Annotated in this window: 18 protein-coding genes and 3 pseudogenes; 8 read left to right on the top strand and 13 right to left on the bottom strand. The window is 56.5% G+C overall.

The window, feature by feature from the left end:
* Positions 1-107 precede the first annotated feature (107 nt).
* Both L9059_RS23520 and L9059_RS23515 read left to right on the top strand, forming a co-directional pair.
* A complete protein-coding gene (locus L9059_RS23520) occupies positions 108-809 on the top strand; it encodes a helix-turn-helix transcriptional regulator (RefSeq protein WP_247293283.1) in 702 nt (233 codons plus the stop codon).
* 5 nt (positions 810-814) lie between these two features.
* Positions 815-1,600 carry a PhzF family phenazine biosynthesis protein gene (locus L9059_RS23515; protein WP_247293282.1) on the top strand — a complete coding sequence of 262 codons (786 nt, stop codon included), beginning with the start codon at positions 815-817 and terminating at the stop codon, positions 1,598-1,600.
* A 198-nt stretch (positions 1,601-1,798) separates the two neighbouring features.
* On the opposite strand, the pseudogene L9059_RS23510 reads toward L9059_RS23515, so the two are convergent.
* From L9059_RS23510 to L9059_RS23490, 5 genes and pseudogenes are all read right to left on the bottom strand, one after another.
* A pseudogene (locus L9059_RS23510) lies at positions 1,799-1,999 on the bottom strand (hypothetical protein); the annotation flags it as partial.
* Positions 2,000-2,104: 105 nt separating this feature from the next.
* Positions 2,105-2,356: pseudogene (locus L9059_RS23505) on the bottom strand (nuclear transport factor 2 family protein); the annotation flags it as partial.
* A gap of 13 nt (positions 2,357-2,369) precedes the next feature.
* Positions 2,370-3,025, bottom strand: a pseudogene (locus L9059_RS23500) (alpha/beta hydrolase fold domain-containing protein); the annotation flags it as partial.
* Positions 3,026-3,232: 207 nt separating this feature from the next.
* A complete protein-coding gene (locus L9059_RS23495; protein ID WP_247293281.1) occupies positions 3,233-3,616 on the bottom strand; it encodes a nuclear transport factor 2 family protein in 384 nt (127 codons plus the stop codon).
* 143 nt (positions 3,617-3,759) lie between these two features.
* The gene (locus L9059_RS23490; RefSeq protein ID WP_247293280.1) at positions 3,760-4,863 is read right to left on the bottom strand and encodes an alkene reductase; all 1,104 of its coding nucleotides are present in this window, start codon (positions 4,861-4,863) and stop codon (positions 3,760-3,762) included.
* Positions 4,864-4,965: 102 nt separating this feature from the next.
* Between L9059_RS23490 and L9059_RS23485 the strand changes: the two genes are divergently transcribed.
* On the top strand, positions 4,966-5,937 hold the full coding sequence (locus L9059_RS23485; RefSeq protein WP_247293279.1) for a LysR family transcriptional regulator: 972 nt from the start codon (positions 4,966-4,968) through the stop codon (positions 5,935-5,937).
* 430 nt (positions 5,938-6,367) lie between these two features.
* On the opposite strand, the gene L9059_RS23475 is transcribed toward L9059_RS23485, so the two are convergent.
* Positions 6,368-7,030, bottom strand: a complete 663-nt coding sequence (locus tag L9059_RS23475; protein WP_247293278.1) for a TetR/AcrR family transcriptional regulator — start codon at positions 7,028-7,030, stop codon at positions 6,368-6,370.
* A 93-nt stretch (positions 7,031-7,123) separates the two neighbouring features.
* On the opposite strand from L9059_RS23475, the gene L9059_RS23470 reads away from it, so the two are divergent.
* Entirely contained in the window at positions 7,124-7,711 is a 588-nt protein-coding gene (locus tag L9059_RS23470) for an NAD(P)H-dependent oxidoreductase (protein ID WP_247293277.1), read from the top strand.
* Positions 7,712-7,923: 212 nt separating this feature from the next.
* Here L9059_RS23470 and L9059_RS23465 read toward each other — a convergent pair whose 3' ends face one another.
* The 5 genes from L9059_RS23465 to L9059_RS23440 form a co-directional block, all read right to left on the bottom strand.
* Positions 7,924-9,021, bottom strand: coding sequence for an extracellular solute-binding protein (locus L9059_RS23465; RefSeq protein WP_247293276.1), 1,098 nt, complete (start codon positions 9,019-9,021; stop codon positions 7,924-7,926).
* 2 nt (positions 9,022-9,023) lie between these two features.
* Positions 9,024-10,133 (bottom strand): agmatine deiminase, encoded by a 1,110-nt coding sequence (gene aguA, locus L9059_RS23460; protein WP_247293275.1) that lies wholly within the window; start codon positions 10,131-10,133, stop codon positions 9,024-9,026.
* A gap of 100 nt (positions 10,134-10,233) precedes the next feature.
* Positions 10,234-11,118, bottom strand: coding sequence for a LysR substrate-binding domain-containing protein (locus tag L9059_RS23455; protein ID WP_247293274.1), 885 nt, complete (start codon positions 11,116-11,118; stop codon positions 10,234-10,236).
* Between the two features lie 327 nt (positions 11,119-11,445).
* The gene (locus L9059_RS23445; RefSeq protein ID WP_247293273.1) at positions 11,446-12,456 is read right to left on the bottom strand and encodes a zinc-dependent alcohol dehydrogenase family protein; all 1,011 of its coding nucleotides are present in this window, start codon (positions 12,454-12,456) and stop codon (positions 11,446-11,448) included.
* Between the two features lie 55 nt (positions 12,457-12,511).
* Positions 12,512-12,808 (bottom strand): ArsR/SmtB family transcription factor, encoded by a 297-nt coding sequence (locus tag L9059_RS23440; protein WP_247293272.1) that lies wholly within the window; start codon positions 12,806-12,808, stop codon positions 12,512-12,514.
* Between the two features lie 636 nt (positions 12,809-13,444).
* Between L9059_RS23440 and L9059_RS23435 the strand changes: the two genes are divergently transcribed.
* The 3 genes from L9059_RS23435 to L9059_RS23425 all read left to right on the top strand — a co-directional run bounded on the left by L9059_RS23435 (position 13,445) and on the right by L9059_RS23425 (position 16,895).
* Complete coding sequence (locus L9059_RS23435) at positions 13,445-14,779, top strand: MFS transporter (protein ID WP_247293271.1); 1,335 nt, start codon at positions 13,445-13,447, stop codon at positions 14,777-14,779.
* A gap of 67 nt (positions 14,780-14,846) precedes the next feature.
* Positions 14,847-16,097, top strand: a complete 1,251-nt coding sequence (locus tag L9059_RS23430; protein ID WP_247293270.1) for an OprD family porin — start codon at positions 14,847-14,849, stop codon at positions 16,095-16,097.
* Between the two features lie 84 nt (positions 16,098-16,181).
* The gene (locus L9059_RS23425) at positions 16,182-16,895 is read left to right on the top strand and encodes a GntR family transcriptional regulator (RefSeq protein WP_247293269.1); all 714 of its coding nucleotides are present in this window, start codon (positions 16,182-16,184) and stop codon (positions 16,893-16,895) included.
* Positions 16,896-16,904: 9 nt separating this feature from the next.
* Here the strand turns inward: L9059_RS23425 and L9059_RS23420 are convergent, their stop codons facing one another.
* Both L9059_RS23420 and L9059_RS23415 read right to left on the bottom strand, forming a co-directional pair.
* Positions 16,905-17,855, bottom strand: a complete 951-nt coding sequence (locus L9059_RS23420) for a PDR/VanB family oxidoreductase (protein ID WP_247293268.1) — start codon at positions 17,853-17,855, stop codon at positions 16,905-16,907.
* 88 nt (positions 17,856-17,943) lie between these two features.
* Positions 17,944-19,002, bottom strand: a complete 1,059-nt coding sequence (locus tag L9059_RS23415; protein WP_247293267.1) for an aromatic ring-hydroxylating oxygenase subunit alpha — start codon at positions 19,000-19,002, stop codon at positions 17,944-17,946.
* A gap of 505 nt (positions 19,003-19,507) precedes the next feature.
* Here L9059_RS23415 and L9059_RS23410 point away from each other — a divergent pair.
* The gene (locus tag L9059_RS23410) at positions 19,508-20,560 is read left to right on the top strand and encodes a GGDEF domain-containing protein (RefSeq protein ID WP_247293266.1); all 1,053 of its coding nucleotides are present in this window, start codon (positions 19,508-19,510) and stop codon (positions 20,558-20,560) included.
* Positions 20,561-20,659: the final 99 nt, after the last annotated feature.

Raw genomic sequence — 20,659 nt, 5'->3', positions numbered from 1 at the left:
AAAGCGGCTGGGACGATTCGGAAATCCGATTAACTCAACAAAAAATTGATAATTAAACTTATTGTTGATATTTTTCGCAGCCTTCTATAAATCACTTGAAGGCACCAATGAAGGTTTCTGAAGTATCACCAACCGAGCGGAAGCTGATTCTTAATGTGCTTCACAGCACCCTCAAAATGCTCAGTAATGCGGTTGGCCTTCATACGGAGATCGTGTTACATGACCTGACCAATCCGGAGCGATCCATCCTTGCCATCGCCAATGGTCATGTCACTGGACGAAAGGTGGGCGGGTCAGTATTGGGCGGCCCACGCCAGGACTTAGGGTTCATCGCCGTCAGGCGCGCCATGGAAGATCACTCAAGCTCTGATCCCGTAATGGTGGAGAACTATTCGACACTCGCGCCTGACGGCCGCCCACTCCGCAGTTCCACCGTGGTATATCGCGACAGCAGCGGGCAGCCTTTCGCCAGTCTGTGTATCAATGCCGACTTGAGCGGTGTTGCCGCCGCCCACGCTGTTCTCGCTGGACTTCTGGGCCTGGAAGGCGCGCCTGAATCGCGCGTCGATGAGCCAAGAGATATGGAGCAGCTGATGGCGGAAATCATTCAGGTCGCTTGTCCCGGCGGTGTGGTAGGGATGAAAAAACCTCAAAAGGTTGAGGCTGTGCGGCAAATGCAGGATCGCGGGATATTCATTGTCAAAGGCGGGATTGAAAAAGCCGCTGCCGCGCTCGGCGTAACCCGATACACCATCTACAACTACCTGGAGCAGATCCGGGCTACAGAAAACGCTAGCGGGCAGGAATGATCAAAATGCAACTCGATATTTTCCAGGTGGATGCTTTTTCCTCTGAGGCTTTCGGCGGCAACCCGGCGGCGGTTTGTCCGCTGGAGGCCTGGCTGCCTGATGCGACGCTGCAACAGATCGCCGCAGAGAACAACCTATCCGAGACTGCCTATGTTGTGCGTAACGGTGAGGTGTTCGAGTTGCGCTGGTTTACTCCCACGGTGGAAGTCGACCTGTGTGGCCATGCCACCCTGGCAGCGGCCTGGGTGCTGTTCGAACAGCTTGGTGAAAACCGCGACATACTGCGCTTCTCCACTCGCAGCGGTGAATTGCGGGTACGCCGTGACGGCGGACGCCTGGCCATGGACTTCCCGGCCAAGCAGCCTGAACTCGTAGCTGTCCCGCCAGGCCTTTTGCAAGCCTTGGGCCTGGAACGGATCGATGCGCTTTATCGCACAGATGATTACGTGGTAGTGGTCGAGGATGAAGCCATCATCGCCGGCCTCAATCCCGACTTTGCTGCGCTGGCCGCGTTCCACGTGCGCGGTGTCGCGGTTACCGCGCCGAGTCGTCACTTCGACTTTGTTTCTCGCTGGTTCGGCCCTCGGGTGGGCGTGAATGAAGACCCGGTCACCGGCTCGGCCCACACCTCCCTGGCGCCCTATTGGGCCAAGCGCTTAGGCAAGCGCAGCCTGAGTGCAGAGCAAGGTGGGGCGCGCAAGGGTCAGCTGCACTGTGAAGTCCTGGACAGCGACCGAGTCATTATCAGCGGCCACGGCGCGCTGTACTTACGCGGCACTATCTTTATCTGAGGCCAGTTCATTCAGGCGGACTTGCTTAACAGAGGAATGGGGGCCACTGCGACGTTCATTCTTCTGCGACCACACTCTTGAAGGTACCTTTTGTAAAGGACTCGGTTGAATCGTATTCACTAAGGAATTGATTTCGCTTTTGAATGTCCACTTTGGGCCGAAAACGTACATTAACCACACGTATTTACAAAGCTAATTTCAGAATAATTTTGTCGGATTGGGGACTAATAGTGCGTCGCCAATGCCATAGAAATGCCCACCGGCGATGTAATGCAGACTTCTTAAAGCGGGATCCGCTTTTTCGAATTTCCAATGCCCATTCTTGAATACACGGGTATCTGGCCATGCGCCAACGATCTCGCCAATGAACAGATCGTACGTCTGCTGGTTATGTGGCTCAGTATTGCTCGGTGTAATTGCAAGTGCATCGATATGTGTCGTAATTTCTTGGTTATGATTTGTTCTTTTAGATGTGCTTGTGAATTGCCCGCGCTGATTAAGAATTTAATGATTTGGATGTGTGTAGTAAATCTTGCTAACCACAGTCCACTTGCCATCGACCTTCAGCAGGTGAAAGAAGTCTGTGAAGGAAATACCTGACATGTCGTTGGCGTCGATGCGAGCACTCGCCGCCGTACCGACGATATTGATGCTGGTGATAGCGGCCTGTGCGTTAGGAGAGGGTCGGAAATCCTTGTCGATCCCATCGAAGAGGCTTTGAATCGGGCCGCCTGCCAGTTGGCCATCGGCGCCGACGCTGTACATCCTGGCTTAGGTGCGTTTTGAGTTCTTGCGATGCTTGCGCGATCGCGCTTTGCACTGCCGGCAGACGGTTGAACGCGTTCGATAGCCCAAAATCGTGAATCATGCCGTTGTAGCGCACCGACTTCACCTGCACACCCGCAGCGTCGAGCTTGCGGCCGTAAGCTTCGGCTTCATCGCGCAGGACATCGAATTCAGCAGTCTGGATCAACGTCGGCGGCAAGCCTTTCAACTGCTCGGGCGTCGCCTGCAGCGGCGATGCGTAAATCTGCTTGCGTGCCTCGGCGTCGGTTGTGTAGTTGTCCCAGAACCACACCATTCGCCCAGCACCCAGCCGCCGCCGTGGAAGTACATGAACGCGGGCAGGGTCTTCTGTTGGCTGCCGGCCGGGCGCACGATGGTCAGTTTCAGGTCGCTGTCATTGACATGAATCGTCTTCTCGCTGACCTCAACTGCCGGCAAGGCTACGTTGGAGGCGGCTTGGGCACCCGCCAGTGCGGCGCGGGCTTCGGTCGGCGACAGGCTGTCGAGCGTCTGGCCGCCCTCAAGGGACTGCAAGAATTTTGCTACGTTGTGTTCGACGCCGGGCCGTTCGGCTGCAGAGGCGCTACCAAGCGACAGGGCCACGACGGAAAGGGCGAAAGCGGAGGTGAGAGATTTCATGATGCCTCCCTTTTGTCGCCTGAGTGTGTGCGTCATTAAATAGCGGCCTGTTTTATTACTTTGTTGCGCCTGGGGTCAGGCGATCGAAGTCAGCGGATTTCAGGCGGTGTGCCGGACGCACAGTTGCAGCGCCGCTGGGCTGCAACGAAAAACACGACAGATAGGGTTGAAAGCCTCATCTGCCGCGTGCTCAAGGAAGGCAGATATTCAAGGCGCGACATGGGTGTGGAAGATCTTGCTGACGACCGTCCACTTGCCATCGACTTTCAGCAGGTTGAAGAAATCTGTAAAGCAAAAGCCCGATACGTCATTGGTGTCGATACGCGCGCTGGCAGCGGTGCCTACGATGTCGATTTTGACGATTACACCTTGAGCTTCAGGAGACGGGCGGAACGCGCTGTCAATGCCATCGAACAATGACTGAATCGGGCCGCCGGTCAGTTTACCGTCGCCATCGACGCTAAACATCGTTGCTTGCTCACTGAAAGCTGGCTTCATGATGCTGCTTTTGGCCTGCTTGCAGCCTTCGTTGTATTTGTTCAGTACCTCGACGATGGCTTGATATTCCGGCACATAAGTAGGTTTGTTCATGTTTGTATTCCTGGTTGTTAATTCGAGTCATGTTAAAAAACCGGCCACTTTTGGCTGGCATTGAGATCAACCCCTGCGACCCTCTGCAGCGGCGTCCACCGCTGGGGCCCAAGGTCCCACTTTTGAAGTGTTGTCCAGTTGGCTTATCCAGCGAGCGTAGGCCAATCGGTGTAACCCTTTGCGCCGTTACCGTAATAGGTTTCGCGTGGCGCAACAGCGAGTTCTGCATCTTCTTTTAATCGACGCACCAAATCCGGATTGGCAATAAACGGGCGACCAAAAGCCACTGCATCGACCTTGCCTTCAGCACGGCGGGTAACGGCCAGTTCGATGTCGTAATTGTTGTTGCCGATGTATGGGCCTTTGAACCGTGCACGTAACGCATCGAGATCTACGTTCTCGGGAACAGTGCGTGATGTAGCGGTAGCGCCCTCGACAAAATGCATATAGGCGAGTTGGAAGCGATTCAGTTGCTCAATCAGATAGCCATAGGTTTTCATTACCTGGCTGTCCAAGGGCGTGTTGCCGGCATCTGGCGTCACGGGAGAGAGGCGAATGCCAACGCGGTCATGCCCCCAGATCTCGACAACTGCGGCGGTTACTTCCAGCGTGAGTCGTGTGCGATTCTCAATCGAACCACCATATTGGTCGGTTCGCTGATTGGTAGAGTCGCGCAGGAATTGATCGAGTAAATAGCTATTGGCAGAGTGCACTTCAACACCATCAAAGCCGGCGCGTTTTGCGCATGCGGCGGCGTGTCGGTACTGCTCGATAATGCCTGGGATCTCGGATGTTTCCAGCGCTCGCGGCATGGAGACGTCCATCATTCCATTTTCAGTGAAGGTCTGGCCTTCGGCTTTAATCGCCGAGGGCGCTACCGGTGCCGTGCCGTCGGGCTGCAGGTCCACATGCGAGAAGCGCCCCACATGCCACAGTTGGCAAACAATAAGTCCACCCGCGGCATGCACCGCATCGGTTACCAGTTTCCAGCCTGCTACGTGCTCTTCAGTCCAGATACCTGGCGTCAATGCATACCCCCGCGCTTGCGCGGAAATATTGGTCGCTTCACTAATGATCAGACCGGCGCTGGCGCGTTGTGCGTAGTAGCGAGCGTGCATTTCGTTGGGTACGCCTTCTGGCCCCATGCGGCTGCGCGTTAACGGGGCCATGACAATACGGTTAGCCAGAGATAAGGCGCCTAAAGTCATTGGAGTGAAAAGATCCGTTGATGGGCTGTTGAGTGTCATTGTGATTCCTAGTGATAACTGTTCTGCCGGATGAAACTCCTTGCTATATCAACTATGGAGGTCAATGATAATGACGTAAATAGTCATAGGCGTGCATACAGTATGAGCAAAAACGTCATAATGCCGAGCCCGACGCGCGCTGAGGGCATAGAGGGTTCACTTCCTTTACCGCCGGTGCATTTCCCCGGTCTTTTAACCTTCGAGGCTGCCGCCAGACATTTGAACTTCGCTCGCGCCGCCGCAGAAATCGGTGTCACGCCAACTGCGGTATCACGCACGATCAAAAGTGTGGAAGCCCAACTCAATGTGCGGCTATTCAATCGAACAACACGCAGTGTCAGCCTGACCGAGGCCGGCGCGTCATTGAACGCAGCATTAGCACCTGCGCTTGCTTTGATCAGAGACTCCTTGTCACAAGTCTTGCTCGCGACTGATCAACCATCTGGCACAGTGCGCCTCAACTCTTCGTACGTTGCCTACTGCATCTTGATCGAACCGCATCTAAACGCCTTCATGGAAAAATTCCCGCTGATTAATGTCGAGGTATCACTGGATAACCAACTTGGCGATATCGTCAATGCCGGTTTCGATATCGGCATACGCATGGGGAAAAGAGTGCAAAACGACATGGTCGCGGTACAGTTGGGAGCGGCACAAAAAAGAATTGTGGTGGCTGCGCCGGATTACTTCAGCACGCGGGTTGAGCCACAGACGCTGGAGCAACTGCTGAAGCACAACTGCATTCGCCAGCGGTATTCAGTTGGGGGAAGATTCTTTGAATGGAAGTTCGAAGATGGCGGGCAAATGGTTCAAATCGATGTTCAAGGGCGTTTTATTTTTGACGAAATGAGATCCGTCCTTGATGCGGCAATACAAGGCCAAGGCATTGGTTTCGTTTTCGAGGACTTCGCAAAGCAAGCGTTAGAAAACGGTACGCTTAGTCAGATATTGAAGCAGCACAGCGGCATGGACGATGCGTTTCATCTTTACTACCCGCATCGTAAACACATGCCAGGCAAGCTGCGTGCGTTTGTTGATTTCATGCGCAGTGCTAATAAGGTGGGAAAGTTATGATTTAACTTTCCCACTGCAGCATGTTCAGAAATATCGAGTAATCCGCACAAATGAAGTTAGAACATATTTGTTGAAATTCCAAGACTATGAATAGTCAGTAATGTCGAATACGAATTTCGAAAGCGCTCCCACAACGCGGGCAACGGCGTTTCGCGAAAGGGTCGTTTCGCTGTTTCAGGCGTTGTACATGCTCGTAGTGGGTAGTGAGCGTACTGTCCCTCTTTCCGATCTCCAGCGCCAAAAGCGGCTTGTCGCGACGGGCGGAAAACGGCCAAAACAGGCCGGTCAGATGTGTCTACGAAACTAGGGACGATTCAATGTCACCGTCCGCTGGCCATGGACAATAAATCTGTCCCGTTATTACGTTATTACGCGGATTGGAGAGCTCGATTACCACGTTCCTGGCACTGCGAAATGCGCAGCCGACTCGCTAGGCGCTCAGTTCACCGCCCTCGTCGGCACTTTGCGTGCCACCGCGCGCGCTTCTGTCGACCATTGCGATGATCGTTTCGAAGAGTTCGTCCTGCGCCTGCCCGGGTGTGATTTCTCCGGTTGCGGCAGCATGGGACAAGGCCTCGGCGGCACCAAGCATCGCCCGAAGACTCGCGGACGAGATTGCACCCTCTCTGGTGAATGGGGAGAGGGCCATCCGGCACTTGTTCATGAAGATCGCTTCGTATTCGCGCTTGATCTTTTCGAGCTCCGGTGAACTGGCCAACGCCGCGATCACGCCAGGTATCTCGTTGCCCTGGAGAAGCACGCAGTCGACGTAAGACGATGCGATGACCGTCGCCGTGTCCAGCAAGGTGGGTTCGCTCGTCTGAAGCGCGGCGTCCATGAGTGCGGTCTGGCGAGCATCGAACTCCTGATAGAGCGCCGCCAGCAACCCGGGCCGAGTGCTGAAATGGTCGTAAACCACGGGTTTTGTCACCCCCGCTTGCTCGGCGAGCCGTCCAAGCGTCAAGGCTTCCGTGCCTTCCTCCCGGACTAGCCGCCAGGCGACGTCCAGCAACTGGCGTTGCCTGTCTTCCCTTGACATGCGCCGACGCGGCTGCGGACTGGAATCCTGCTCTCTTGTCTCGATGCTTGACATGGCTATATACCAAAAGTAACTTACTGGGTGTAACTTACTAATAGTATATAAGGTTTGCCCTTTCGCCCTCAATCAGTAGCAGGCGTTTTCGACATGCACGCACTCATCGTTGTCGCTCATCACGATCCCCAGTCCCTCACCCATAGCCTCGCTGCGCAAGTCTCCGAAGGCTTATCCCTGGCCGATCCCCGCAACTCCTTCGAAATCGCGGACCTCTCGGCGCAAGCGTTCGATCCGAGGTTCACTGCGGCTGATCTCGCTGTCCATCACCGGGAGGCACCGCCCCCCGCCGATGTTGCCGCCGAGCAGGCGCGGATCGATCGCGCCGATGCCCTTGTGCTCGTCTATCCCGTCTACTGGTGGTCGATGCCAGCGCTTCTCAAGGGATGGATCGATCGCGTGTTCGCCAATGGCTGGGCGTTCGATTTCAGTTCGGATGCCAAGCTGGTGAAGAAGCTTCGTCACCTGCGGGTTCATCTTGTCGGTGTCGGCGGCGCCGACGGGGGAACCTATGAGCGGCACGGTTATGCCGACGCCATGAAGACGCAGATTGACCATGGAATCTTCGATTATTGCGGCGTATGCGTCGTGACGTCCGAACTCCTGCTCGAATCGGAAACGCAGGATCCGACTGGTCATATGGACACTGCACGAGCTCTCGGTCGCAAACTTTTCTGCTAAGCAAACCATGGCCGACTTTTTCAACAAAATCGGCCAATAGCAGACAGTCAGCACGGTTCTGATTTCGCCCGATAGTGAATGCTCACATGCATACCTAACGCCATTCGGGCTTATTGCTTACTGACCTGAACCGTTACCTCAATAGAAATGTGCAAATTATTGAGCCAATCTTGCTCGTGAGCTGCCCCCTTCGACACACTTTTAAAAGCCCATCACAACCCTGACTTCAACCGACTAAATGCCCGAGTCAACGCGCGGTTAAACTCCTTCCCATTATCATTCTTGCTATACAAGGTAGCCTTCACCGCTTGCGTCGGATACGTTCCCGGGTCATTGCGAATCGCTGGATCGATCAGGCCATCCGCCGCAGTTATTGCATTGGCGTAGTGAATGGTGTCCGTGATCGGCGCGATCACTTCAGGCGTCATCAGGTAGTCCATCAACGCCAGCCCCGCCTCGGGGTGCGGTGCATCCTTGGGAATGACCATGGCGTCAAACCAAATCAATGTGCCTTCCTTGGGTATCCGGTAATTCAGCGTAAATGGTTTTTTCGCGGCCTGGGCCTGTGCCTCTGCGATCGCCACATTCCCGTTCCACGACATCGCCACGCAGGTGTTGCCGTTGGCGAGGTCGCTGATGTTCAGGTCATTGTCGAAATAGCGAATGTACGGACGAATTTTCGCCAATTGCTGTTCGGCCAGTTTCAGGTCATCAAGGTTCTGGCGGTTGATGTCCAGGCCCATGTACTTCATGACCGCTGCAAACACCTCGTTCGGGTCATTCAGCAAGCTGACGCCGCAATCGGCAAATTTCGACACCACGGCCGGGTCGAACAGCATCGCCCAACTGTCCCGTGGCGCTTCGGGCAGGCGCTTTTTAACTGCCTCGTCCTGGTAGCCGACGCCCGTCGTGCCCCAGGCATAAATGCCGGCGTAACGATTACCTGGATCGAACACCGCCATGTGCTGGCGAAATTCATCACCGACGCCTTGGAAATGTGGCAGTTGCTTGTGGTCCAGCGTCTGGATCGCGCCGCTTTGGATCGCTCGGGAAAGGTGTTGCCCGGCCGTCAGTACCAGGTCATAACCGCTGCGACCGGTCAGCAGTTTGGTCTCGGCGGTTTCCAGTGAATCAAAATGATCGGCCACCACACGAATGCCCGTCTTTTTCTCGAAGTTAGTCAGTGTGTCCGGCGCCAGATACTCGCCCCAGATGTAAAGGTTGACCACCGGTTTGGCCGTTTCGGCTGCCTGCACGCACAGGGGTGCCAGCACCAGAAAAAGCGCTTGAGTCAGTTTGTGCAGGCCCATATTCATACCCCTTTGCCAGCGTATTGCGGCATGGTGATGCAGGCGACGTTGCCACCGCCGAGGAGGATTTCCCGGGAGTTTTCGATGCCGACGATTTTGTGCTGCGGGAACAGTTCGGCGAGCGTAGCCATCGCGACTTGATCATTACGATCACCAAACAACGGCACCACAATCGAAGTGTTGCCGGCATAGTAGTTGATGTAAGACGCGCAGATTTGCGTTCCAGCCTGACGTGTATGCGTGCTCTCTTGCTGATCCAGGCCTTCAGCTTCTTCAGCGGTCCATTCCAGCACGTCCGGTTGTGGCAGTTTGTGCACGATCAGTTCACGGCCACGGCTATCGCGAGTGCCACGCAGAATGTCGTAGGCCTCTTGATAGATTTCCCACTGAGGGTCATCGCGGTTGTCGGTCCATTGCAGCACCACTTCGCCCGGACGGACGAAGCAAGCGAGGTCATCGACATGCCCGTCGGTTTCGTCGAATTTACAGCCCCGTGGCAGCCAGATGACTTGCTCGGCGCCCAGGTAATCGGTCAGGCGGCGAGTGACTTCCTCCTTGCCCAGATGCTGATTGCGATTACGGTTGAGCAAGCATTGCTCGGTGGTGAGGACACTGCCTTGGCCGTCAGTCTGGATGCCACCCAGTTCGGCAATCAGCGGTGCGCGATAACGGTCGAAACGTTCAATTTCGAGAATTTTGCTGGCGATCTGATCATCCTTGTCCCATGGATAGTACAAACCACCGTCGAGACCGCCGTAAGCGTTGAATTCGAAATCGACGCCGCGCACTTCGCCGCTGTTGTCATTGACCACAAAGCACGGGCCGCTGTCTCGGAACCATGTATCGTTGCAGGTCATCTCCACCACTCGCACTTGCGGCGGCAATTGGCGACGTGCTGTGGCGAATTGCGCGGCGGAGGCGCAGACGGTGACCGGTTCGCTGTGTGAGATGGCGGTGACAATTTGCACCCAGACTTTCTGCGCAGGCTTCGCGCCGTTGCGCCAGACGTCGGTACGCTCCGGCCAGCCGAGCCAGCAGCCGGACTTGGTTTCGAATTCGCCGGGCAAGCGGAAACCGTCTTGCTTGGGGGTGGAGTCGAGCAAACGTGCCATGGTCAAACCTCATCAGCCGGGATTGGAATGACCACAGGCTATGGTCGCCGATACCCTTCCCGCCAACGATGATTACTTCGGAACAGTTGAATTCAACTCATCAATCGATCAGTTGATCGTTGAACCATTCCAGCATCTGCGCTACCGCCGGACGCTCCAGCCGCACCCGTTCGCATACGAGCGCATATTGCCCGAGGGCGGTCATGCTGGAGGTGAACGGCCGGACCAGTCGACCGCTCAGCAAATCTTCCTGCGCCGTCAGGTTATCGCCCATGGCCACGCCCTGCCCCTGTGCTGCCGCTTCCAGAGCCAGGCCGGCATGTGCGAAATAGAGCTGGCGCTCTGGCCGCTGGTCACCGGCATGGCTGGTCAACCAGGCGGTCCAGGTTTTGCCATCCTGGTCGTCGTGCAGCAAACAATGGCGCGCCAGATCCCTGGGCGTCTTCAGCGTGCCCTGGTTGAACAGGCCGGGGCTGCACACCGGGAAGAACTGCAACGCCGGCAGTGGCCTGACGAAATACGCGCTGCTGTCCACCGGACCGGTGCCGTAGGTGATCGCCAGGTCGATGTCTTCCCCTGGCGCAGTCGCATCAATCGGCTGTTCGTAGAGGTGCAACGTGATGTGCGGATAGCGCGCGTAGAAATCCGTGAGGCGGCTCATCAACCATTTTTGCGCCAACTCGGCGGTAACGGCCAGGCGCAAGACAGCCAGCGATGACGGATCGCGTATCTCATCGCAGGCGTCACCGATGAGTTCAAAAGCCTGCTGCAAGCTTTGCATCAGTCTGCCGGCAGCCATTGTCGGGCGAATTTTCCGGCCTTCGCGGATGAACAGCGAAACGCCCAACTGTTCTTCGAGTTGGCGGATTTGATGGCTGACAGCGCTGTCAGTCACGCACAATTCGGTGGCAGCCCGGCCGAAGTGCGCATGGCGGGCGGCGCATTCAAAGGTTCGCAGTGCTGCCAGTGAAGGTAGTCGTCGCATGAGCCAACCCCGGTAGTGGAGCGCGCATGCTGCCTTGGCCATTAGCGGAGGTCCAGCAAGACCGTATTTTCGTTCTGCGCGACCAGGCGGTGCTCCTTGTTTTCTGCGTCTGACTGTTGCCTATGGCGAAGGGCGGCGATAGGCCGATTTCTGCCTGTTACCAACGTCAGCTTTGGGTCGCTTTTTGCCTGTGGCGACCGGCTGAAAACGACCAAAAGCTGCCGGTGCGACAGGCAGCAATGGCCCAGTCTATCTCGCGCGCTCCTTCGGCAGCGGCGCCCGCACATCTTTGAGATAGGCATACGGATAATGCCCATTCATGCGCGCTTAGATATCCAGGCAAATTTTGCCGAAATGCTGGTTGGTTTCCTGATACTTGAACGCTTCGACAATCTCGCTCATAGGGAAATGACGATCAATAATCGGGCGCATACCGTTAACATTGATGGCTCGGACCATGTCTTGCTGCTGGCTGCGGCTGCCCACCAATACACCCTGCAGGCGCACTTGCTTGATCAGAGCCGGTACAAAATTCATTGCACCGCTTACGCCACTCAATATCCCGATGACGGAGATGTGACCAGCAACCCGAATTGCAATCATCGATTGCTCAAGCGTCGCAGGGCCGCCGACTTCGATGATGTGGTCAACACCACGGCCACCCGTTAGAGCGCGTGCAGTTTCGCCCCAGTTAAGGTCTTTGCGGTAATTGATCACATGATCAGCGCCTAGCGCTTTCAGACGTTCAAGTTTTTCGTCGCTTGAAGAGGTAGCAATGACGGTAGCACCGGCCATTTTAGCGAACTGCAGGGCGAAAATTGAAACGCCACCAGTGCCTTGGACGAGCACGGTGTCGCCCGGCTTGAGTGAATCATCGGCCATCAGGGCGCGCCATGCAGTCAGGCCGGCGGTGGTAAGCGTCGACGCTTCAGCATGGCTGTATCCAGTCGGCGCGAGGGTGAACGATGTGGCTTTGGCCGTCACTTGCTCACGAGCGTAGCCGTCAATGCCATCACCTGGCACGCTAACAAAGCCTTCAACCAGTGGCGCGCCGCTGATCCACTCTGGGAAGAAGGTGCTGACGACCGAGTCACCTACCTTGAATTCAGTGACATCTGGGCCGACAGCAATGACTTCACCTGCACCATCGGCCATGGGGATGCGTTTTTCGCTAGGGCCCCACATACCGCTGACCACCGCGAAGTCGTGGTAGTTAAGCGAGTTGGCGTGCAGGCGCACGGTGATTTCGCCATGCGCTGCGGCTCGGGCTTCGCTGCTGCCAACCACAACCTTTTCATAGCCGCCACCGGGTTGGACGAAGATTGTTTTGATGCTCATAGGGGCTTCCTTGTGTTTTCTAATTACGCGAAATAACGAAATGAAAGGTTAAAAATTACAACTCGATGGTCAACCTAGCCGCAAAGTCATCAATCGCCTCCTCGTTGCGTCGATAGTAAGTCCATTTTCCGATGCGGGTGGTTAGCACGAAGCCTGCACGTTGCAAGATAGCTAAGTGTGCAGACGCGGTAGAAGGTGAAAGCCCTGCCTTGTGCTGCAAATGGGTTACGCACACCCCTATGGCAGGATCGCCATGATCCTGAGGTGGGAAATTACTGAGTGGGTCTTTGAGCCACTCCATCATTTGCATGCGAGTGTCATTGCCCAGGGCTTTGAGCTGTTCGAGTATCATGGCGGGCAATGTTACGGGTTTTTACAAAATGTTCAATAAGTAATCGATTACCCTTCCCTGGGGGGGTTGAAATCAAAAAAACGCATCCAGCTGAATCGACCCTACTTTTGTAAACGCATTGAGTGACTGCTTGGACGACCCCGCGCTCGTAGACATCCCCGGTCTATGCCTGATCGTCCGCCTATGGCTGCTGACTGCCCTTGGCGAGGGGCAGAAACAGCCAAAAGCGAACGGTGTAAACGATGTCTGCGGTGCTGCGGCTTAAAACGCAAAGTATGTCCCCGGGGTCTACCCAATCAGCCCCTCACCCACTCTTAATGGATCCCCCACAAACAAAATTCTTCATTCGACCGATAATCGAACACTTTCATAAACAATGCAAACAATTGTTTTTAAACGATTTTATCCGATTAATTAAAAAATCCAGATAGTATTTTTATAGCAATCACTTTTCAATGGATCCATAAATTGATTGACTGGCGCCACACGGTGTCAGGTACCACACCTGCCCGCTCATAAAAATAACAAGGGTCTCGTGATGAGTGACTTCTCAATCTGGCTCAAGCCTTGGCTTGTAGCCACCTTCGTGTGCTATTCCAGCTTCACCTGTACGCAGCCTCGTTTCGAGGGGCGACCATGACCGTCGATCTGAAGAGAGTGGTGGACGAGCGTCCAATGGCGCCATTCCAGTGGCTGGCCGTGGGCATCTGTATTGTCCTGAATATGATTGATGGCTTCGACGTGCTGGTAATGGCCTTCACGGCCTCCTCGGTGTCTGCCGAATGGGACTTGAACGGTGCACAGATCGGCCTGTTGTTGAGCGCTGGGCTGTTTGGCATGGCGGCAGGCTCTCTGTTCATTGCCCCATGGGCGGATCGCTTTGGTCGTCGCCCTCTGATTCTGTTTTGCTTGCTGCTCTCGGGGGTCGGCATGCTGTTGTCCGCGCTGACCCAGACGCCCGTGCAACTGGCGCTCATGCGCGGGCTGACCGGCCTGGGTATTGGCGGGATCCTGGCCAGCAGTAACGTGATTGCCAGTGAGTACGCCAACAAACGCTGGCGAGGATTGGCGGTGAGCCTGCAGTCCACCGGTTATGCCTTGGGCGCGACGCTTGGGGGCTTGTTGTCGGTGTGGCTGCTGACGCACTTTGGCTGGCGCTCGGTGTTCATCTTCGGTGGCGCCGTGACCCTGGCGGTGATTCCCCTGGTGCTGCTGTACTTGCCTGAGTCGCTGGATTTTCTAATCGCCCGCCGTCCCGTCAACGCCTTGGCCCGGATCAATCGTCTGGCCACCCGCCTCGGCCAGCCGGAACTGCACGTCCTGCCCCTCGCCATGACAGCGCCGACCTCAGGCCGCGGACGCCTGGCGCAGTTGCTCTCACCGGCCTCGCGGCGCACCACCCTGCTGATCTGGTTGCTGTTCTTCCTGGTGATGTTCGGCTTCTACTTCGTGATGAGCTGGACGCCAAAGCTGCTGGTAGCGGCAGGGCTATCGGCACAACAAGGCATCAGCGGCGGGGTGTTGCTGAGTGTTGGCGGTATTTTTGGCGCGGCAATGATTGGCGCTATGGCTTCGCGCTGGCGGCTGACTCGCGTGCTGTCGCTGTTCATGTTGGTGACCGCAGGCTTGCTGGTGTTGTTCGTCGGCTCGGCTTCATCGGTATCAATGGCGCTCGGCCTGGGTCTGTTGATCGGCCTGTTTGCCAACGGCTGCGTGGCGGGCCTGTACGCGTTGTCGCCGATTGTCTATGACGCTTCGGTACGCGCGACGGGGGTTGGTTGGGGCATCGGTATCGGACGCATTGGCGCGATCCTGTCGCCGACCGTCGCCGGTCTGTTGCTGGACAGCGGCTGGCAACCCCTGCACCTGTATGGGGTGTTTGCGGTGGTTTTCATCATCGCTGCCGCTGTGCTTTTGGCACTGCGGCCTGCCGCCCAACCACAGCCTGGCACCCAACTCAGCCAGGCCTGACACCTTGGCAAAGAGGTAGTGGGGGCCGTCCCCGCTACTGACTACATCCTCCAGGAAAACAACAATAATGACTTACCTCTCCCTCCCTCCCCGGGCTCTGCTCGGCGGTGCAATAGCGCTTGCCCTGATTCCTTCGGCGCAAGCTGAAAGCAGTGGTTTTTTCGAGGACTCCAAGACCAGCCTGATGCTGCGAAATTACTATTTCAATCGTGATTTCAAAGATCCCGGCGCCAGCAAGAGCAAGATCGAGGAATGGGCCCAGGGCGCGATCCTCAAGTTCAGTTCCGGTTATACCCCAGGTGTTGTCGGCTTTGGCCTTGACGGTATAGCAATGCTTGGCGTCAAGCTCGACAGCGGCCCTCAACGCTCCGGATCGGAGCTGCTGCCGGTGCACGACGATGGTCACTCCGCCGACAACTATGGGCGTGCGGGGGTGGCGGCAAAAATGCGTGTTTCCGACACCGAACTGATGCTCGGCGAGCTCATGCCGGATGTTCCGCTACTGCGCTACGATGACGGGCGCCTGCTGCCACAGACCTTCCAGGGCACCATGCTGGTGTCCCGAGAGCTCTCAGGCCTGAGCCTGCAGGCAGGTCAATACACCGCCGTGAGCCTGCGTAATTCCTCGGACATGCAAGACCTCTCGGCCTGGGCGGCTCCCACCGTCAAGTCGGACAGTTTCAACTATGGGGGCGCCGAATACCGCTTCAACGAACAACAGACGCTGATTGGCGCCTGGCACTCGCAACTCGAAGACATCTACCAGCAAAGCTATCTGAACCTGCTGCATAAACAGAAGTTCGGTGACTGGACCCTCGGCGCGAACCTGGGCTATTTCATCGACAAGGATGACGGCAGCGCTCGTATCGGCAACGTGCAAAGCCATACCGCCTACGGGCTGTTCTCGGCCAACGTGGATGGCCATACCCTGTATCTGGGGCTACAAAAAGTCAGCGGCGATACCGGCTGGATGTCCGTGTATGGCAGCAGTGGGCGCACCCTGGGCAATGACATGTTCAACGGCAACTTCAGCAACGCCGATGAACGTTCCTGGCAGGCTCGTTATGACTATAACTTCGTCGCCGTCGGCATTCCCGGCCTGCTGCTGATGACCCGTTACGGCCATGGCGCCAACGCCACCACCAAGGCTGGCAGCAATGGCAAGGAATGGGAGCGCGACACCGAGCTCAGCTACACCCTGCAAAGTGGCCCGCTGAAGAACCTCAGCATGCGGGTCAACAATGCCACCAACCGCCGCAGTTTCAACAGTGACCTCGATCAGACCCGTGTGATCGTCAGCTACCCACTGTCACTCTGATCCTCCCGCCGGGGGCGCTTGTCGCCCCTGCATCTGCCCCTCTCCTTGCGTTACTATGGCGCCCCCCCTCTGGAAGTCGCCTGCATGAGCAAACCGGGTCAAATGGTGCTGGTCGCACTGCGCAAAATGATCGCCTCGGGCGAACTGGCGGCCGGCGAACGGCTGATGGAGATTCCGACGGCGGAACGCTTCGGCGTCTCGCGCATGCCGGTGCGCATGGCCTTCCTGACCCTGGAGCAGGAAGGCTTGCTGGTGCGCCATGGCGGACGGGGCTATCAGGTACGCTCAGTGAGCGCCGACGATATCGCCGGCGCCGTGGAAGTACGCGGGGTGCTGGAGGGTCTGGCGGCGCGGCAGAGCGCCGAGCGCGGGTTGAGTGAGCAAGCGCAGGCGGCGCTGCTCGAATGCCTGGTGCAGGGTGATGCACTGTTCGACAAAGGCTTTGTGACAGAAGAAGACCTTGAGGTATTCCATGACCTGAACATGCGTTTTCATCAAGTGATCGTCGCAAGCAGCGCCAACCCGGCCATTGCCGAAGCCCTGTCGCGCAACGACCATCGCCCTTTCGCCTCCGTGTCAGCGCTGGCGATCGATCGTGAAGACATGGCGCGTGAATACCGGCGCTTCAACTTCGCGCACATGCAACACCACTCGGTCTACGACGCGCTGGTCAGCCGCCAGGGCGCACGCGCTGAAGCCATTATGCGTGAACACGCCAACGCCACGCTGCGCTACGCCGAAGTGTTCGGTGCAATCAGCAATGGCGAGCGGGTAAAAGTAATCGCGCGCGGCGAATGACCGGCGCGTTCAGAGATCCAGCACCAATAGCGCGGATTTAGCCCTCGAACAGCAGGGCGTGAACTGATCATTGGCCGCTTGCTCGTCTTCGGTGAGGAACAGGTCACGGTGATCCGGTACCCCCTCCAGTACACGGGTCAGGCAGGTTCCGCAGACACCCTGCTCACAGGAAATTGCAATCTCGACACCGTGGCTTTCCAGCACCTGGACCACCGTCTTGTCGGCGGGAATGTCGAACACCTGCCCGCTGCTGCCTAGCTTGATCTGGAACGCCCCGTCGGCGGCGGTATCCACCGGCGCCGCGGCGAAGTACTCACGGTGCAACTGCCCATCGCCCCAGCCCTGAGCCTTGGCGCTGTCGAGTACATGCTGCATGAAGCCTGAGGGGCCGCAGACATACAGGTGCACGTCAGGCCGCGGATTGGTCAAAACCCTGGCGGCGTCCAGGCGAGAGTCGGCTTGTTCATCGAAATGCAGGTGCACACGATCGGCAAAGGATGCCCCTTTGAGTCTCTCGACAAAAGCCGCTCGTTCACTGGAGCGAGCACAGTAATGCAGCTCGAAATCGGCGCCGCTGTGGGCCAGTTGCTCGGCCATGCAGAGAATCGGGGTGATGCCGATGCCGCCGGCAAACAACAGGCTGCGCCGTCCCTCAGCCACCAGAGGGAACAGATTGCGCGGCTCACTGATCAACAGCCGATCGCCACTGTTGATCTGCTCATGCAGGCTCTGGGAACCACCGCGCGAGGCGGCGTCCCTGAGTACGCCAATCACATAGCGATGGCGCTCTTGCGGGTGATTGCACAGCGAGTACTGGCGGATCAGTCCGCCGGGCAGGTGCACGTCAATATGGGCCCCGGCACTGAAGCCGGGCAATGCCCCGCCTTGCGCACAGGTCAACTCGTAGCTGCAGATATCCAACGCTTCGTTGTTGCGGGATGACACGACGACTTCAATCATGGCGCACCTTCAAGACCGGCCACCGCAGTGGCCGCGAACAGGATCATTGGGAGTGGACTGGCGTAGCGCTAAAGGGCGCTGCCCTTGGCTATTTGGCCGCCGCAATCAGCTCGACCGCCGTTGCTCGTTCAAGGGCGATGAGACGTTCCAGCACGCGCCTGGACTGCACACCCCCGGCATCGATATTGAGCTTGAGCAAGTTGCGTTCAGGGTTGGCCAGCAGGTTTTTCTGCTGCTGTTCGAGCATGTCGAGGTCTTCGCTGAAAATCTTGCCCTGGCCCTCGCGGATGGTGGCGGTCAGGGCTTCGTCGCCGGGATTGAAATTGCGTGCCATGCCCCAGAAGTACCAGATCGACGTTTCGGTCTCCGGGGTAATGAAGTCGACCACGATGCTCGCGGCCTTGTGTTGCGGCTCGGCGTTGTAACCGCCCTTGCCGGCGTGGGCCACGCCCACCTCGATCAAGACGTGGCTGGGCGGACTGAAGCGGCAGATCTGCCAACGGTCTACCGGCACGTCGTCGGCCAGGTTGTTGCCACGCAGGGCCATACGCCAGAACGGCGGCGCCATGATGTTTTCCATGTGCCGCTCGGTGACCACCTCGTTACCATGGACGGTGGTGACTGGCGCCGCTTCATCGATCTCTTTCTGGCCGATGCTCGAGGCGTGCACGTAGGTTTCGTGGGTGAGATCCATCAGGTTATCGATCATCAGTCGATAGTCGCAGTTGATATGGAACAGCCCACCGCCGTAGGCCCACTCATCACTGACAGCCCATTCCAGAGGGTGGATCAGTGCAGGATCAGCCTTGTCCTGCTCCCCAGGCCAGACCCAGATGAAACCGTAACGCTCTTCGACCGCGTAAGTCTTGTTGCACGGAAAACCCCGTACGCGCTGACCCGGCATTGCGACGGTCTTACCGTCACAGCCCATGACCAGGCCATGGTATCCACAGACCAGGTTGCCATTGTCGACATAACCAAGCGAAAGGGGAGCGCCGCGATGTGGGCAAAAATCCTCGACAGCGGCAACGCGCCCTTCAAGGCCTCGATAGAAAACGATTTTCTCACCGCATATTTGCCGCCCCAGAGGCTTGGAAGCGATCTCGTCAGGGGTGCAGGCGACATACCAAGTGTTTCTCGGATACATGAAGATCTCCAGGGCAGGCTTGTTTTTATGGATCCATTAAATCTGAATACTCTCAAATCAGTCAAGCATTACGCCTGAACTCAGACATCAATGGATCCATTGAAGTCTGAAAAACACCTGAAATAGACCGTTAACCGAGTTTGAAATGCCAGGGCTGCATTTTGAGATAGCAATACACACTGCGCACTGAATGACGCGTTCGACGCTGTAAGCGTGAAGCTGTATTGGAGGAAGTGCAGGCCCGACTGGCGGAGGGGGGCCGAGCACCCAGGAACCATCATCGGGTTGAACAGCGCGCCGTGCGCAACGCACACGACGTCCCTTTCCCGACCTTTCCGGCCCCCTTTCCCGCTAAAAAGCGGCCAGTAGCCACTAGACAACTGATGCTTAGACTCGTACCTTCATCCTAAACGCCCTGCGAAACCTTTTTTACGCCTCATTTGCTGGTTTGAGATAGCCAACCTAAAAAACCGACGTATACCCGGATATTGAGGTAACAGGTTCGATGCAAGGGACACTCTCAGAAAGCCTGCCCAACCGCGACGCTCGGCCAGAATTTTGGCAACTTTCCATGCGTTGCTGCCAATTGGCGGGCAGCGTAGACGTTGCGTTTTTTTTCATTTTTCTCATTCTGGGCTCTCCCATTTTGGCGTGGATAAACGTGGTCAGTGTGGCCATGTATGTCTATGCCTATCACGCGTTCAAGCAGCGACGAAATCGGCTGGCAGTTCTACTGATACGTATTGAAGTGCTCGTGCACGCCGGGCTGGGCACAGTTCTAGTCGGCTGGGGAAGTGGTTTTCACTATTTCTTGTTAATGTTTATTCCCGCCCTGTTCGTCAGTATGCGTGCCCGTAGCGCCTGGATATACGCCGGCTGCCTTTGGGCTTACTACGTAGGCCTGGATGTATTGATGTGGTTCGTAAGTCCTCTGCAACCCATCTCCTCCAATGCCCTGTTGGGTGTGCATGTTTTCAACCTGACAATAGTTTTCTGCATGTTCAGCTATCTTGCGTTGTTCTATGTGGTCACGGTAACCCGCGCTCACAAGAGCCTGGCGCGTATGGCAACGACGGACTCATTAACCGGGCTATTCAACCGTCGGCACATGATTGCGCTGACCGAGAAAATTTTGGCACGGCATCATAGGCGCCCCAGCAATCTCACCTTGATGTTGATGGATATAGATCACTTCAAGCAGGTCAATGATCGATACGGTCACGATACCGGTGATCGTGTACTCGAGGCGGTGAGTCAATTACTCAAACGTTCAATGCGAGAGCAAGACTTTATCGGCCGCTGGGGCGGCGAAGAATTTCTTTCCATATTGCCGGATACGGATTTTAGCAATGCAACTGATAGCGCAGAACGTATACGCAAGGCGGTCCAGGCATTGGAGATTGACAGCAATGGCAAAAAAGTAAGCGTGACTCTTTCCATCGGCGTCACTCAATATCGTGCTGATGAGGTGCTCAGCGACGCTATTGCACGGGCCGATTACGCGCTCTACGAAGGCAAGTTAGCTGGACGCAACAGGGTAGAGGTAGCCGAGGCTTAGATATCTGCTTTTAATCGAATTCTGCCAGTGCCGAGCGGCGGCAATGGGGCCTGGCTGTGTGAAAACGCGCTAGATACGTCAAAACCAGAGAATTACGAG

Origin of the sequence: Pseudomonas violetae (genome assembly GCF_023072615.1) — a bacterium.
Lineage (GTDB): Bacteria > Pseudomonadota > Gammaproteobacteria > Pseudomonadales > Pseudomonadaceae > Aquipseudomonas > Aquipseudomonas violetae.
Note: the sequence above shows the minus strand (reverse complement) of the source record. Positions and strands in the feature narration are given on the sequence as shown.

Excerpts from the sequence above, each read along its gene's own strand:
- L9059_RS23425 (WP_247293269.1), top strand. The coding sequence starts at position 16,182 with ATGAGCAAACCGGGTCAAATGGTGCTGGTCGCACTGCGCAAAATGATC.
- L9059_RS23465 (WP_247293276.1), bottom strand. The coding sequence starts at position 9,021 with ATGGGCCTGCACAAACTGACTCAAGCGCTTTTTCTGGTGCTGGCACCC.
- L9059_RS23495 (WP_247293281.1), bottom strand. The coding sequence starts at position 3,616 with ATGAACAAACCTACTTATGTGCCGGAATATCAAGCCATCGTCGAGGTA.
- L9059_RS23520 (WP_247293283.1), top strand. The coding sequence starts at position 108 with ATGAAGGTTTCTGAAGTATCACCAACCGAGCGGAAGCTGATTCTTAAT.
- L9059_RS23485 (WP_247293279.1), top strand. The coding sequence starts at position 4,966 with ATGAGCAAAAACGTCATAATGCCGAGCCCGACGCGCGCTGAGGGCATA.
- L9059_RS23515 (WP_247293282.1), top strand. The coding sequence starts at position 815 with ATGCAACTCGATATTTTCCAGGTGGATGCTTTTTCCTCTGAGGCTTTC.
- L9059_RS23475 (WP_247293278.1), bottom strand. The coding sequence starts at position 7,030 with ATGTCAAGCATCGAGACAAGAGAGCAGGATTCCAGTCCGCAGCCGCGT.
- L9059_RS23470 (WP_247293277.1), top strand. The coding sequence starts at position 7,124 with ATGCACGCACTCATCGTTGTCGCTCATCACGATCCCCAGTCCCTCACC.
- L9059_RS23440 (WP_247293272.1), bottom strand. The coding sequence starts at position 12,808 with ATGATACTCGAACAGCTCAAAGCCCTGGGCAATGACACTCGCATGCAA.
- L9059_RS23410 (WP_247293266.1), top strand. The coding sequence starts at position 19,508 with ATGCAAGGGACACTCTCAGAAAGCCTGCCCAACCGCGACGCTCGGCCA.
- L9059_RS23420 (WP_247293268.1), bottom strand. The coding sequence starts at position 17,855 with ATGATTGAAGTCGTCGTGTCATCCCGCAACAACGAAGCGTTGGATATC.
- L9059_RS23490 (WP_247293280.1), bottom strand. The coding sequence starts at position 4,863 with ATGACACTCAACAGCCCATCAACGGATCTTTTCACTCCAATGACTTTA.
- L9059_RS23415 (WP_247293267.1), bottom strand. The coding sequence starts at position 19,002 with ATGTATCCGAGAAACACTTGGTATGTCGCCTGCACCCCTGACGAGATC.
- L9059_RS23430 (WP_247293270.1), top strand. The coding sequence starts at position 14,847 with ATGACTTACCTCTCCCTCCCTCCCCGGGCTCTGCTCGGCGGTGCAATA.
- L9059_RS23435 (WP_247293271.1), top strand. The coding sequence starts at position 13,445 with ATGACCGTCGATCTGAAGAGAGTGGTGGACGAGCGTCCAATGGCGCCA.
- L9059_RS23445 (WP_247293273.1), bottom strand. The coding sequence starts at position 12,456 with ATGAGCATCAAAACAATCTTCGTCCAACCCGGTGGCGGCTATGAAAAG.
- L9059_RS23455 (WP_247293274.1), bottom strand. The coding sequence starts at position 11,118 with ATGCGACGACTACCTTCACTGGCAGCACTGCGAACCTTTGAATGCGCC.
- aguA (WP_247293275.1), bottom strand. The coding sequence starts at position 10,133 with ATGGCACGTTTGCTCGACTCCACCCCCAAGCAAGACGGTTTCCGCTTG.